Origin of the sequence: Achromobacter sp. ACM05, assembly GCF_019218915.1 — a bacterium.
Lineage (GTDB): Bacteria > Pseudomonadota > Gammaproteobacteria > Burkholderiales > Burkholderiaceae_B > Achromobacter > Achromobacter animicus.
Genome location: NZ_JAHUWQ010000002.1, coordinates 163,691 through 176,789 on the forward strand (window position 1 = coordinate 163,691; position 13,099 = coordinate 176,789).

Here is a 13,099-nt window from a genome sequence, read left to right on the forward strand (position 1 = left end):
AGGAGGGCGTTCCCATCATGGGTCCGTATCGGAAATTATGGTTCACGTTGATCGCCGTGGTGGCGATCACATTTGCGCTGCTAGGCTTCTACGGCGGCGAGGTCTACCGCCAGGCGCCGCCCATTCCCGGGCAGGTGGTGACGTCCGATGGCCGCGCGCTGTTCGGCCGCGAAGACATCCTGGACGGGCAGACCGCCTGGCAATCCGTCGGCGGCATGCAGCTTGGCTCGATCTGGGGCCACGGCGCGTACCAGGCGCCTGACTGGACGGCCGACTGGCTGCATCGCGAACTGACCGCCTGGCTGGACCTGGCCGCGCGCGACGAGCACGGCCAGGCCTACGCCCAACTGCCCGCGCCGCAGCAGGCCGCGCTGCGCGAAGCGCTCAAGGCCGAATACCGCGCCAATCGCAGCGACGCAGCCACCGACACGCTGACCATCACGCCGCGCCGCGCGAAGGCCATCGAACAGACGGCCGCTTACTACGAGCAGCTGTTCTCCGATGCGCCCGCTCTGCAAGGCAGCCGCGAGAGCTTCGCCATGAAGGAAAACACGCTGCCCGACGCCAAGCGCCGCACGCAGCTGACGCATTTCTTCTTCTGGACGGCCTGGGCGGCAGCCACCGAACGCGAAGGCATGTCGGTCACCTATACCAACAACTGGCCGCACGAGCCGCTGATCGGCAACCAGCCCAGCGCCGAAAACGTCATGTGGTCCATCATCAGTGTGGTTGTGCTGCTGGCGGGCATCGGCTTCCTGGTCTGGGCCTGGGCCTTCATGCGTGGCCAGGAAGAAGAAGAGCCGCAAGCGCCCGCGCGCGATCCGCTCACCGCCTTTGCCCTGACGCCCTCGCAGCGCGCCCTGGGCAAGTATTTGTTCCTGGTCGTGGCGCTGTTCGGCTTTCAGGTGCTGCTGGGCGGTTTCACCGCGCACTACACCGTTGAAGGGCAGAAGTTCTATGGCATCGACGTCTCGCAGTGGTTCCCGTATTCGCTGGTGCGCACCTGGCACATCCAGAGCGCCCTGTTCTGGATCGCAACCGGCTTCCTGGCCGCCGGCCTGTTCCTGGCCCCGCTGATCAACGGCGGACGCGATCCCAAGTTCCAGAAGGTCGGCGTCGACATTCTGTTCTGGGCGCTGGTGCTGGTCGTGGTCGGCTCGTTCGCCGGCAACTACCTGGCCATTGCGCAGATCATGCCGCCCGACCTGAATTTCTGGCTGGGTCACCAAGGCTATGAATACGTCGACCTGGGCCGTCTGTGGCAGATCGGCAAGTTTGCCGGCATCTGCTTCTGGCTGGTGCTGATGCTGCGCGGCATCGTGCCCGCGCTGCGCACGCCGGGCGGCGACAAGAACCTGCTGGCGCTGCTGACGGCCTCCGTCGGCGCCATTGGTCTCTTTTACGGCGCCGGCTTCTTCTACGGCGAACGCACGCACCTGACCATCATGGAGTACTGGCGCTGGTGGATCGTCCACCTGTGGGTCGAAGGCTTCTTCGAAGTGTTCGCCACCACGGCGCTGGCCTTCATCTTCTCCACCCTCGGTCTGGTGTCGCGCCGCATGGCCACCACCGCCAGCCTGGCCTCGGCCTCGCTCTTCATGCTGGGCGGCATTCCCGGCACGTTCCACCACCTGTACTTCGCGGGCACCACCACGCCCGTGATGGCCGTCGGCGCAAGCTTCTCGGCGCTGGAAGTCGTGCCGCTGATCGTGCTGGGCTACGAAGCCTGGGAAAACTGGCGCCTGAAGACCCGCGCCGCGTGGATGGACAACCTGAAGTGGCCGCTGATGTGCTTTGTGGCCGTGGCGTTCTGGAACATGCTGGGCGCTGGCGTCTTCGGCTTCATGATCAACCCGCCGATCTCGCTGTATTACATCCAGGGTCTGAACACCACGCCGGTGCACGCGCACGCCGCGCTGTTCGGGGTGTACGGCTTCCTGGCGCTGGGTTTCACGCTGCTGGTGCTGCGCTACATCCGTCCGCAGTATGCGTTGAACCCGGGCCTCATGAAGCTGGCGTTCTGGGGCATGAACATCGGCCTCGTGCTGATGATCTTCACCAGCTTGTTGCCGGTGGGCCTGATCCAGTTCCATGCCAGCGTCAGCGAAGGCATGTGGTACGCCCGCAGCGAAGCCTTCATGCAGCAGGACCTGCTCAAGACCCTGCGCTGGGGCCGCACGTTCGGCGACGTGGTGTTCCTGCTGGGCGCGCTGGCGATGGTGATGCAGGTGATCCTGGGCCTGCTCAGCAGCAAGCCTGCGCTGGTCGAGCCGCGGCTCACGCCCAAGGCCGCGCGCGGCTGATCCCGGCGCCTTCGCGACTTTGCGCCAGCGCAACGTTGCGAAGGCGGCCTCCCGGTCCAATGGAAGCCAAGCCTGCGCCGGTTCGGCGCGGGCGCTTCGGAGAAACTCCGCATGCGCTTCCTGCCGATCGCCGCCGCCCTTTCAATATTGTTGACCGCTTGCGGGCCCGCAGACCGGGCCCGCTTTGCATTGCCGGAACTGACGCGGCTGCCGCCCGGCGAGGTCACCCATCAGCCGCCGGGTGATGCCCTGCGTAACGGTTATCCCGTCACGCCCGCGCCGGTCACCACGCGGCATTCACGCGGTGTCGCCATCATGACGCGTCAAGTCAGCCAGGCGGAATACGCGGCGTGCGTGTCCGCCGGCGCCTGCAAACCGTTGGACGCGGAACACCGCAAGGACAATTCTCCGGATCTGCCCGCCACGGGCATCAGCTGGTCGGACGCCTCGGCCTACGCGGCGTGGTTGTCCGGGTCGACGGGTCAGCGCTATCGCTTGCCGCGTTACGCGGAATGGATCTATGCGGCGGGCGAGGCGTATCGCGAAGAAACGCCGCCCGCGGCCTTGCAGGACACCAACCAGGATCCCGACGACCCCGCGCAGCGCTGGCTGGCTGAATACGAACAGGAAAGCCGCCGCAGCGGGCAGGGCGCCGAAACCGCGGTGCGGCCGTTCGGCCATTACGGCGCCAACGCGGCGGGCGTCAAGGACATGGCGGGCAGCGTGTGGGATTGGACTTCGGACTGTCACTCACGCCGTGTGCTCGACGCGGGAACGGGGGCGGAGTCGCCGGAAGACGCCGACCTCAGCCGCAACTGCGGCATCCGCGTCGCGGCGGGGCGGCACATCGCGTATCTGCCGGATTTCATCCGCGACCCCAAGAGCGGCGCCTGTTCAGTCGGCGTGCCGCCCGCCAACCTGGGGGTGCGGCTGGTGCTCGAAGAGGGCTAGGCCGGCGAGCCGCTGCGGCACGACAGGCACGACGCGCAGTCCATGGCGGGCTGCGCGTTTTCGGACAGCCGGGTCAGCGCCGCGGGCGACCGCAGCACGATGCGCTTGCGGCCGCTGCTGACGATGCCGCGCTGCTTCCAGTCGCTGAGCAGGCGGCTGACCGTATGCAGCGTGGTGCCGGTCATCTCGGCCACGTCCTGGCGCGTGATGGGAAAGCTGATGCCGATGCCGTCGTGCGTGGGCTGGCCGGATTGCTGGACCAGCCGCAGGATGGCGCGCGCGACGCGTTGCTCGACTTCGTCGGTGGACAATTCCTGGATGCGGATGTGCGCGTCCTGCAGGCGTTGCCCCATGGTCTGCAGCGCGATCGCACCCAATTGCGGATGGCTGGCCATGAAGCTTTCCCAGGCTTCTGCGGGCCACGCCAGGCAGACGCTTTCCTGCACGGCCAGCACGCTGGCCGGGTAACAGGACTGCCGCATGGCGCAAGCCAGGCCAAACATATCGCCCGGATTGACATATCTCACGACAACTTGGTCGCCTTCCGATGTAATTTGTGTGACCTTCAGGCAGCCGTGCAGCAGCACGAAGAAATGGGCGCCTTCCGCACCCTGGCGGTAGGCGGCTTCGCCGGCTTCAAGACGGCATGGAACGGCGTCTTTCAGTGCGGCATCAAGCTGCGTATCGGACAACGGCCTGAACAGGTCCAGGTTGCGCAGCAAGGCATGGCATAAGGGCGATGGCATGGCGGTCCGCTTATGGGCGTGGTGAAATTTTCCACGCGTCGATGGTGACACCTGGGGGTCACCCTGACAACGTGTGGGCGCTCGCAGGGTTATCCCGAATTTGCGCTACAGCAAAGAACGCGATCGCTCGCGGTTCTTCAATGGAGGTGCCGACAGACTCGGCTTTGAAGAAACCGAAAGAGGAGTAGCACATGAACGCGTTGCGCCCCACCTTGCTTGCCGCCGCCCTGATGTTCTCGATGGCAGGCGGTCTGGCTTCCGCCCAGAATGCGGACACGCTGCCGCGCGCCAAGGTCACGCTGGTTGCCCCGCCGATGGTCCATCCGCATGAGCAGGTGGCCAAGTCGGGACCCAAGGTTGTCGAATTCACCATGACCATCGAAGAAAAGAAAATGGTCATCGACGGTAAGGGCACCACGCTGCAGGCCATGACTTTCAATGGATCCATGCCCGGCCCCACGATGGTCGTGCACGAGGGCGACTACGTGGAGCTGACCCTGGTCAATCCCAAGACCAACGCCATGCCGCACAACGTCGACTTCCACGCCGCGACGGGCGCGCTGGGCGGCGCCAAGCTCACCAACGTGAACCCCGGCGAACAGGCCACGCTGCGCTTCAAGGCCGACCGCGCCGGCACCTTCGTCTATCACTGTGCCCCTGAAGGCATGGTGCCGTGGCACGTCGTGGCCGGCATGAGCGGCACGATCATGGTGCTGCCGCGCGATGGCCTGAAGGATCCGCAGGGCAAGTCGCTGAAGTACGACCGCGTCTACACGATCGGCGAGTTCGACCTCTACATCCCCAAGGACGCCAACGGCAAGTACAAAGACTACGCGACCCTCGCCGAAAGCTACGGCGACACGGTGGAAGTCATGCGCAAGCTGACCCCGTCGCACATCGTCTTCAACGGCAAGGTCGGCGCACTGACGGGCGACAACGCCCTCACCGCCAAGGTCGGCGAAACCGTGCTGCTGATCCATTCGCAAGCCAACCGCGACACGCGCCCGCACCTGATCGGCGGCCACGGCGACTGGGTCTGGGAAACCGGAAAATTCAACAACCCGCCCGAAAAGGACCTGGAAACCTGGTTCATTCGCGGCGGTTCCGCCGGGGCGGCGCTGTACACGTTCAAGCAGCCCGGCGTGTACGCCTACCTGAACCACAACCTGATCGAAGCCTTTGAACTGGGCGCGGCCGGGCACATCAAGGTCGAGGGCAAGTGGAACGACGACCTGATGAAGCAGATCAAGGCGCCGGGTCCCATCCCGCAGTAATGGCCGGCCGGCAAGGCGCGCGCGGCGCGTCTTGCCGGGTTGTTCCCCTTCTAAAGCCTGGACTCTCCGCCATGCCCAAATTTGCTCGACTCTTTTTTGCCCTTGCGCTGACGGGCCTGCCCGTCCAGCATGCCGCGGCTGACACCGTTACCGCCGTCAATCCCGCCGGCGAAAAACTCTACAAGTCCGCCTGTGTCGTCTGCCATGCCAGCGGCGTGGCCAATGCCCCCAAGCTGGGCGACAAGCAGGCCTGGACGCCTTTCCTGGCGCAGGGCACGGACGCGCTGATGCTTACCGTGCTGAAAGGCAAGGGCGCCATGCCGCCGCGCGGCGGCTCGGCCGCTGACGACGCCACGCTACGTGCCGCGGTGGAATATATGATGGCTGCGGCAAAGTAACGCGTAACCTGGCGCGGCGCGGATTGAAACGCGCGGGATGCCGGCCGCGCGTTTCACCGTGCTTTTCGCCACGCTACGCGCGGCGGGCCAGCAAGGCCAACACGCCGGCGGCCGACAGCAGCGCACCGCCACCCAGGTTGAAGCCGCGCTGCGCGCGCGGCGACGCCAGCATGCGCCGGGCCGAGCCGGCAAAGATCGCATAGGCCGCGGCATTGATGCCGGCGCAGGCGACAAACGTCGCCGACAACACCCACAGCTGCTGCGTCACGTCTCGTGCCGGATCGATGAACTGCGGCAGGAAAGCCACGAAGAAGATCATGCCCTTCGGATTCAGCGCGGTCACCAGGTAAGTGTTGGCAAACAGCTTCCAACGCGAACCCGCCGCCGTCGCAACGGGCAGCGTGGCGGGCGACACGCCGGCGCGCAGCAGCCGGTAGCCGAGATACAGCAGGTACAGGCCACCAATGGTCTTGACCACGGTGAACCAGAACGCGGATGCGGCAAGCAGCGCGCCCAGGCCCAGCAGCGACAGCACCAAAGCGGTGGAATCGCCCAGCGCCACGGCCAGCACCAGCGGCAGGCGGGCGCGCTTGCCGTGCGTAAGCGAATAGCTGATGACGGTAAGAATGGTAGGGCCGGGCAGCATGACGAGCAGGGCGGAAGCGCCCAGGAAGGCCAGCCAGGTTTCGAGCGACATGGAAGGAACTCCGTAGGAAGGGCCAGCGCGCGGGGCCGGCTGCGGCCAATGTATTCCAACCGTGGTGTTAAATACAGCTTTCCCGGACAGTGAACGCCGGCCGGCAGGCCGCGCGAAGGAAACCCCATGGCATTTGACTTTGACCTGTTTGTGATCGGCGCGGGCTCGGGCGGCGTACGCGCGGCCCGCTTTTCCGCCAGTTTCGGTGCGCGCGTGGCGGTGGCGGAAAGCCGCTACCTGGGAGGCACGTGTGTGAACGTGGGCTGCGTGCCCAAGAAACTGCTGGTCTACGGCGCGCACTACAGCGAAGACTTCGAGCAGGCGCACGGTTTTGGCTGGAGCGCGGACGCGCCCAAATTCGACTGGGCCACGCTGATCGCCAACAAAAACCGCGAGATCGAGCGCCTGAACGGCATCTACCGCAACCTGCTGGTCAACAGCGGCGTGACGCTGCTTGAAGGCCACGCGCGCATCGTCGATCCGCACAAGGTCGAAATCAACGGCAAGACCTATAGCGCCGAACACATTCTGGTGGCAACGGGCGGCTGGCCGCAGGTGCCCGACATTCCCGGCAAGGAACTCGCCATCACCTCCAACGAGGCCTTCTTCCTGAAGGACCTGCCGCGCCGCGTGCTGGTCGTGGGCGGCGGCTACATCGCCGTGGAGTTCGCGTCCATCTTCAACGGCATGGGCGCGCAGACCGTCCAGTCGTATCGCGGCCCGCTTTTCCTGCGCGGCTTTGACCTGGGCGTGCGCGAGCATCTGCGCGACGAATTGGTCAAGAAGGGCATCGACCTGCGCATGAACACCGAGGTCGCGCGCATCGACAAGCGCGCCGACGGATCGCTGGCCGCCACCTGCAAGGATGGTTCCGTCATCGAGACCGATTGCGTGTTCTACGCCACGGGCCGCCGTCCGATGCTGGACAACCTGGGGCTGGAAAACACCGGCGTGAAGCTGCGCGAAGATGGCTTCATCGAGGTCGATGACGAGTACCGCACCGCGGAGCCGTCCATCCTGGCTATCGGCGACGTGATCGGCCGCGTGCCGCTGACGCCCGTGGCGCTGGCCGAAGGCATGGCGGTGGCGCGGCGCCTGTTCCGCCCGCACGAATACCGCAAGGTCGACTACAAGCTGATCCCCACTGCGGTATTCAGCCTGCCCAACATCGGGACGGTGGGCCTGACCACCGAAGAGGCGCGCGAAGCCGGCTTCGAGGTCCGGCTGTTCGAAAGCCGCTTCCGCCCCATGAAGCTGACGCTGACCGAATCGCAGGAACGCACGCTGATGAAGGTGATCGTCGACGCGCAGACCGATCGCGTGCTGGGTGTGCACATGGTGGGTCCGGAGGCAGGCGAGATCGTGCAGGGACTGGCCGTGGCGCTGAAGGCGGGGGCGACCAAGGCGGTGTTCGACGACACCATCGGCATCCATCCCACGGCAGCCGAAGAGTTCGTGACGATGCGCACGCCCGTCGCGGAGTAAGGCCTGTGAACCGGCGAGGCCGCAAGCGCCGGATGGCACGAGCGGCGTGCGCCGGCGCTACAGGCGTTGAATCATCGCGCGCGCCGCTGCCGGCGCGCGTTCTTTTGCGCCATTGATGAAGTACGCGAAGACATCTTGCGATTTTTTCCCGGAGGCCGCTTTGCCGATAAGCGGCAGGTCCTCCGGGTCCGCGCCGCGTGACCAGATCCGGAATCGCTCCGCCCAGGTGTCCAGCGCCTTGGGCGCGTAACCGGCCTTGTAGGCCGTGCTGGCGCGCATCAGCCGCGCGTAGACAAAGTCCGCCGTCCGGTCGGCGATGGCGGGAAACTCATCGCTATCGGTGTACACGGTCGCCGCGCGATGGCGGCGCGCAAGGGCCACGTATTCCTCGCAGGCAAAGCTGGGATGGCGCACGTCCAGCGCGTGCCGCAACGGCAAACCGTCCACCTTGTCCGGCAGCAATTCCAGGAAGGCGCCAAAATCCTCCGGGTCGAACTGTTTGGTCGGCGCGAACTGCCACACGATGGGCCCCAGCTTCGGTCCCAGTTCGGCGATGCCGCTGTTCACGAACTTGGCAATCGAGTCCTTGGCGCCCGCCAGTTCGCGCCGGTTGGTCGAATACCGCGATGCCTTCAGCGAAAAGACGAAGTCGTCGGGCGTTTCATCGCGCCACTTGGCGAAGGTGGCGGGCTTCTGGGTGCCGTAGTAGGTGCCGTTGATCTCGATGGCCGTGACCTGCCGGCTGGCGTATTCCAGTTCGCGCGCATGGGGCAGGTCGTCGGGATAGAAGACGCCGCGCCACGGTTCGAAGGTCCAGCCGCCGATGCCGACTCGGATCGCGGCGGGGCTGTCTGCCGGGGACGGATGACGTTTCGGCATGGGCTGCGCTCCACAGGAAGGGGTCGAGCGGTCCACTGTATCGCCGGCGCGACGAGCCGCCAACCCCGCCCGAAAATTCCGCTGTTCCGATACAGTTTTCGGCTAAGGTGTGCAGTCACGACCCGACTTCTGACCGGCGCGCGCCGGCACTCCATGCCTGACCTGACACATCTGCTGACTTTCGCCCTGGTAGCGCTGGGCATGGTGCTCACGCCCGGGCCCAACATGATCTACCTGGTGTCGCGCTCCATCTCGCAAGGGCCGCAGGCCGGCCTGATTTCGCTGGGCGGGGTGGCAGTGGGATTCATCTTTTACGTGGCCTGTGCGGCGTTCGGCATCACTGCCTTGCTGATGGCTGTGCCCTATGCCTACGACGCGCTGCGCATCGGCGGGGCGCTCTACCTGCTCTACATGGCGTGGCAGGCAATCCGTCCGGGCGGCCGCTCGCCGTTCCAGGTGCATGACCTGCCCAAGAGCAGCCCGCGGCAATTGTTCACGGTGGGTCTGCTCACCAATCTGCTCAATCCCAAGATCGCCGTCATGTACGTGTCGCTGCTGCCGCAATTCATCCAGCCCGACCACGGCAGCGTCTTCACCCAGTCGCTGGCGCTGGGCATGACGCAGGTCGTGATCAGCTTGTCGGTGAACGCCCTGATCGCCATCATGGCCGGCTCCATTGCCGGGTTCCTGGCGGGCCGTCCGCTGTGGATGGTGGTGCAGCGCTGGCTGATGGGCACCGTGCTGGCCGGCCTGGCCGTGCGCATGCTTGTGGATACGCGCCGCTGATGCCCGCCGACGACGGATTTTTCGCGACGCTGGGCGGCATGCTTGGCGAGGGCCTGCGCGCCATCGTTGCAGGGATCAAATGGCTGCTCGGCGGGTTGGGCGGCGCGCTGGCCGATTTCTATGGCGGGCTGGCCGGCGCGATGGGCATGAGCCCGTCGATCTTCAATCTGGTGTTGCTGGCGCTGGGCCTGATGTTCCTGTGGGGCGCGATCAAGGCGCTGCTGCGGCGGTCCATCCTGGGCTTCCTGTTCTGGCTGTTCATGACGTTGCTGGTGCTGGGCGGGCTGGTGGACTAGCGCGTCCTAAGCCGCTTTCGCCACCGCCAGCGCCACGTCCCGCAGCCGGCGCACCAGCGCCGGAAACCGCTCCGCACCCGTGTTGCCGTAGCCGATCACCAGGCCGTTGTCTTCAATGCGCGGCGTCAGCGCAAACGACGACAGCGCGCCCGGATTCATGCCCAGCTTGCGCGCCTCGGCCACGATCGCCGTGTCGGCATAAGCCGGCGGCAGCCGCACGGTCAGGTGCAGGCCGCAGTGCCCGCCCAAGACCTCGTGCTCGATTCCCAGATGCAAGGCCAGCGCCTCGCGCAGCGCCGCCTGGCGTTCGCGATACAGGCGCCGCATGCGGCCCAGATGGCGCGAGAACTGGCCGTTTTCAATGAATGCGGCCATGGCCAGCTGTTCCAGCCGGTGGCCGCCGCGCTGCATTTCGATGATGGACGGCATGGCCTCGCGCGCCAGGGCTTCGGGCAACACCAGAAAGCCCAGGCGCAGGGCCGGGAACATCGTCTTGCTGAACGTGCCGACATACAGCACCGGCGCATCCGGCAGCAGCCCCTGCATGGCGGCGATCGGTTCGCCCTGGTGGCGGAATTCGCTGTCGTAGTCGTCTTCGATGATCCACGCGCCGGCGCGTCGCGCGCGTTCCAGCAGATCGAGCCGGCGGGTCAGCGACAGGACCGCACCGGTCGGGTACTGGTGCGACGGCGTCGTCTGGATCAACCTGGGCGGCTGGCGGGTCCAGGCGCTTTCCGGAATGACGATGCCGTCGGCGTCGACGCGCATGGCCACCACGTTCAGGTCGCCGGCATGGAAGGCGGACTTGGCGCCGCGGTAGCCGGGATCTTCCAGCCAGGCGGTATCGCCAGGGTTGGTCAGCAGTTGCACGCACAGCGCCAGCCCGCCCTGTGCGCCTTCGGTGATGACGATGCGCGAGGCGTCGCAATGCACGCCGCGCGACACGCGCAGGTATTGAGCGATGGCTTCGCGCAGCGCGGGCTCGCCCGCCGGATGACCGTAGCCCAGCGCGGCGGCCGGCGCCGCCTGCAGCGCGCGGTCCTGCGCGCGGCGCCACGCGTTGACGGGAAATTGCGTCAGCGCGGGCGTGCCGGGCGTCATCGGCAGCGTACCGTCGTGGGTATAGCGCGTGGAGACGATGCGGGAGAGGCGCTGCGCCGTGGCTGGCGGCTGCGCAGGGAGAGGGGCCGCCTCGCGCGCGGCGCTGCGGGCGGCGGCGGACAGCGGCGCCACCCGGGTGCCCTGGCGGTCGGCAATCACGTAGCCCTCGGCCGTCAATTGCTCGTAGGCGATCAGCACCGTATTGCGCGAGATATCCAATTCTTCGGACAGCGCGCGGGACGACGGCAGCTTGCCGCCCGCGGGAAGCTGGCCGGCAAGAATGGCCTGCTTGAGGCGCTGGATAAGCTGGCGCTGGCGCGGCAGCGAACCCGGGCCGCGTGCCAGCGGACTGGACAGCAGCGGGGCAGTGGCGGTATCGCCCAATGAAGTTTCGATCATGGCCCTATTAAATTCCAGTTTCGTGGCACTTTTTATGATGCCACGGTTCCGATATCGTGAGGCCCTGGGTGTTGCGCCCGCCACCGTCGGCGGCGCGCCCTGAACCGATTCCCGAGGCACCGCCGCATGCAACCCCGCACCAACGATTTTCAGCAACCCATCGGCCCGGCGCTGCCCGGCTGGACCCCGCGTCCGCGCCCGCCCCTCGACCCCGCGCTGGGCCGCTATTGCCGCCTGGAGCCGCTGTCGGCCGAGCGTCACGCGGCAGATCTGTACCAGGCGTTCAGTCAGGCGCCCGACGACAGCGACTGGACGTACATGGGCGTCGGGCCGTTTGCCGACGAGGCTGCCTACCGGACGTTCGCCGAGGCCGCGCAGGCCAGCCCGGACCCGATGCACCGCGCCATCATCGACCTTGCGACGGGCCGCGCCGTCGGCACGCTGGCGCTGATGCGGATCGACGCGCCCAACGGCGTCATCGAGGTCGGGTTCGTGTCCTATTCGCGTCAGCTCAAGCGCACGCGCATCGCCACGGAAGCGCAGTACCTGCTGATGCGCCGTGCCTTCGACGAACTGGGCTACCGCCGCTACGAATGGAAGTGCGACAGCCTGAACGCGCCGTCGCGCGCCGCGGCGCTGCGCCTGGGCTTCAGCTTTGAGGGCATCTTCCGTCAGGCCACGGTCTACAAGGGCCGCAGCCGCGACACGGCGTGGTTCTCGATCATCGACAGCGAATGGCCCGCGCTGCGTGCCGCGTACGAGCGCTGGCTCAGCCCGGACAACTTCGATGCCGAAGGCAACCAGCGCCAGGGGTTGGCGTCGCTGATCGCCACTGAGCGGGGCAGCAACGCCGGGGGAGACCACGCGGCGTGCGCCTGATCCCGGTGGCATTGGCCCTGTTCTGGGGCCTGAACTGGCCGGCGGTGAAGATCATTCTGTCGATCTTCCCGCCGTTCACCTTGCGCGTGCTGGGACTGGGCAGCGGCGCGCTGCTGCTGTTGCTGCTGGCGGGCGCCAAGCGGCTGCCGCTCTTGCCGCCGCGCAGCGCGTGGCCCGGCATCGCGGTGGGCGGCGTCTTGGCGGTGGCCGTATTCAATCTGGCCGTGGCCTGGGCGCAGCTCAGCACCAGCACGTCGCGCGCGGCGGTGCTGACCTTCACCATGCCGATGATGTCCGCGCTGCTGGCGTGGCTGGTGCTGGGAGAACGCCTGGACCGCCGCCGCGGCCTGGCGCTGCTGCTGGGCGCGTGCGGCGTCGCCGTGCTGGCATGGCCGGTGCTGCAGGCGGTGTTCGGCGGCAACGACGTGGCCGCCGCCAAGGGGTTGGTTTTTCCGCTGGTGGCGGCGTTCGGGTGGGCAGCCGGCACGGTGTATCTGAAGCGCTGGCCCGTCGCGGGCGATCGCATCGTCATCACGGCGTGGCAGCTTGTCGTCGGCGCAGGTTGCGCCCTGGCCGGCGCGTTGATCGCCGGCGAATCCTTTCCCACGCGCGGCTGGACCGTCAGCGTCGCGGGGGCGCTCTCGTTTCACATCATCCTGGGCACTGCGGTCGCGTACTGGCTGTGGTTCGTACTGAGCGAGCGTGTCAGCGCCACCGTCGCCGCGCTGACCACGCTGATGGTGCCGGTCGTGGGCGTGCTGGGCGCGATGGCGCTGGTGGGCGACCGGCCGGCCCCGGCGGACTGGTGGGGGTTTGCGTTCGTGATGGCCGGGGCGGGGCTGATCGTGTTGAACCTGGGTCAGCGGCGCGCCTGACCTGGATCAGCGGCGCATCTGACCCAAGTC

13 protein-coding genes are annotated in these 13,099 nt (G+C 66.8%); 9 read left to right on the top strand and 4 right to left on the bottom strand.

The genetic code is table 11. From position 1 onward, the window contains the following. Nucleotides 1–17 precede the first annotated feature (17 nt). Complete coding sequence (locus KW836_RS11670) at nucleotides 18–2,303, top strand: nitric-oxide reductase large subunit (protein WP_218343407.1); 2,286 nt, start codon at nucleotides 18–20, stop codon at nucleotides 2,301–2,303. A gap of 111 nt (nucleotides 2,304–2,414) precedes the next feature. Next, nucleotides 2,415–3,254, top strand: a complete 840-nt coding sequence (locus tag KW836_RS11675; protein WP_218343408.1) for an SUMF1/EgtB/PvdO family nonheme iron enzyme — start codon at nucleotides 2,415–2,417, stop codon at nucleotides 3,252–3,254. Here KW836_RS11675 and KW836_RS11680 read toward each other — a convergent pair. Next, nucleotides 3,251–4,000: a Crp/Fnr family transcriptional regulator gene (locus tag KW836_RS11680; RefSeq protein ID WP_175138490.1), complete on the bottom strand. Its 750-nt coding sequence runs from the start codon at nucleotides 3,998–4,000 to the stop codon at nucleotides 3,251–3,253. The two genes, KW836_RS11675 and KW836_RS11680, sit on opposite strands and share 4 nt — an antisense overlap. Nucleotides 4,001–4,191: 191 nt before the next feature. Here KW836_RS11680 and nirK point away from each other — a divergent pair, with 191 nt between their 5' ends. Both nirK and KW836_RS11690 read left to right on the top strand, forming a co-directional pair. After that, nucleotides 4,192–5,274, top strand: a complete 1,083-nt coding sequence (nirK, locus tag KW836_RS11685) for a copper-containing nitrite reductase (RefSeq protein ID WP_175124087.1) — start codon at nucleotides 4,192–4,194, stop codon at nucleotides 5,272–5,274. A 71-nt stretch (nucleotides 5,275–5,345) separates the two neighbouring features. Further along, nucleotides 5,346–5,672: a c-type cytochrome gene (locus KW836_RS11690; protein WP_218343409.1), complete on the top strand. Its 327-nt coding sequence runs from the start codon at nucleotides 5,346–5,348 to the stop codon at nucleotides 5,670–5,672. A gap of 73 nt (nucleotides 5,673–5,745) precedes the next feature. Here KW836_RS11690 and KW836_RS11695 read toward each other — a convergent pair whose 3' ends face one another. Then, nucleotides 5,746–6,369 carry a LysE family translocator gene (locus tag KW836_RS11695; protein ID WP_218343410.1) on the bottom strand — a complete coding sequence of 208 codons (624 nt, stop codon included), beginning with the start codon at nucleotides 6,367–6,369 and terminating at the stop codon, nucleotides 5,746–5,748. A 126-nt stretch (nucleotides 6,370–6,495) separates the two neighbouring features. On the opposite strand from KW836_RS11695, the gene gorA reads away from it, so the two are divergent. Further along, the gene (gorA, locus tag KW836_RS11700; RefSeq protein ID WP_218343411.1) at nucleotides 6,496–7,854 is read left to right on the top strand and encodes a glutathione-disulfide reductase; all 1,359 of its coding nucleotides are present in this window, start codon (nucleotides 6,496–6,498) and stop codon (nucleotides 7,852–7,854) included. 57 nt (nucleotides 7,855–7,911) lie between these two features. Here the strand turns inward: gorA and KW836_RS11705 are convergent, their stop codons facing one another. Then, the gene (locus KW836_RS11705) at nucleotides 7,912–8,733 is read right to left on the bottom strand and encodes a DUF72 domain-containing protein (RefSeq protein WP_218343412.1); all 822 of its coding nucleotides are present in this window, start codon (nucleotides 8,731–8,733) and stop codon (nucleotides 7,912–7,914) included. A 153-nt stretch (nucleotides 8,734–8,886) separates the two neighbouring features. Here KW836_RS11705 and KW836_RS11710 point away from each other — a divergent pair, with 153 nt between their 5' ends. Together KW836_RS11710 and KW836_RS11715 are read left to right on the top strand one after the other, a co-directional pair. Next, nucleotides 8,887–9,519, top strand: coding sequence for a LysE family translocator (locus tag KW836_RS11710; RefSeq protein ID WP_218343413.1), 633 nt, complete (start codon nucleotides 8,887–8,889; stop codon nucleotides 9,517–9,519). Beyond that, nucleotides 9,519–9,815 carry a hypothetical protein gene (locus KW836_RS11715; RefSeq protein WP_191576901.1) on the top strand — a complete coding sequence of 99 codons (297 nt, stop codon included), beginning with the start codon at nucleotides 9,519–9,521 and terminating at the stop codon, nucleotides 9,813–9,815. Before KW836_RS11710 ends, KW836_RS11715 begins: the two co-directional genes overlap by 1 nt. A 6-nt stretch (nucleotides 9,816–9,821) precedes the next feature. On the opposite strand, the gene KW836_RS11720 is transcribed toward KW836_RS11715, so the two are convergent. Beyond that, nucleotides 9,822–11,315, bottom strand: a complete 1,494-nt coding sequence (locus KW836_RS11720; RefSeq protein WP_218343414.1) for a PLP-dependent aminotransferase family protein — start codon at nucleotides 11,313–11,315, stop codon at nucleotides 9,822–9,824. 126 nt (nucleotides 11,316–11,441) lie between these two features. Between KW836_RS11720 and KW836_RS11725 the strand changes: the two genes are divergently transcribed. Further along, nucleotides 11,442–12,194, top strand: a complete 753-nt coding sequence (locus KW836_RS11725; RefSeq protein WP_218343415.1) for a GNAT family N-acetyltransferase — start codon at nucleotides 11,442–11,444, stop codon at nucleotides 12,192–12,194. Next, nucleotides 12,185–13,069 (top strand): DMT family transporter, encoded by an 885-nt coding sequence (locus KW836_RS11730; protein ID WP_218343416.1) that lies wholly within the window; start codon nucleotides 12,185–12,187, stop codon nucleotides 13,067–13,069. The genes KW836_RS11725 and KW836_RS11730 overlap by 10 nt, the downstream gene beginning before the upstream one ends. The last annotated feature ends 30 nt before the right edge of the window (nucleotides 13,070–13,099 follow it).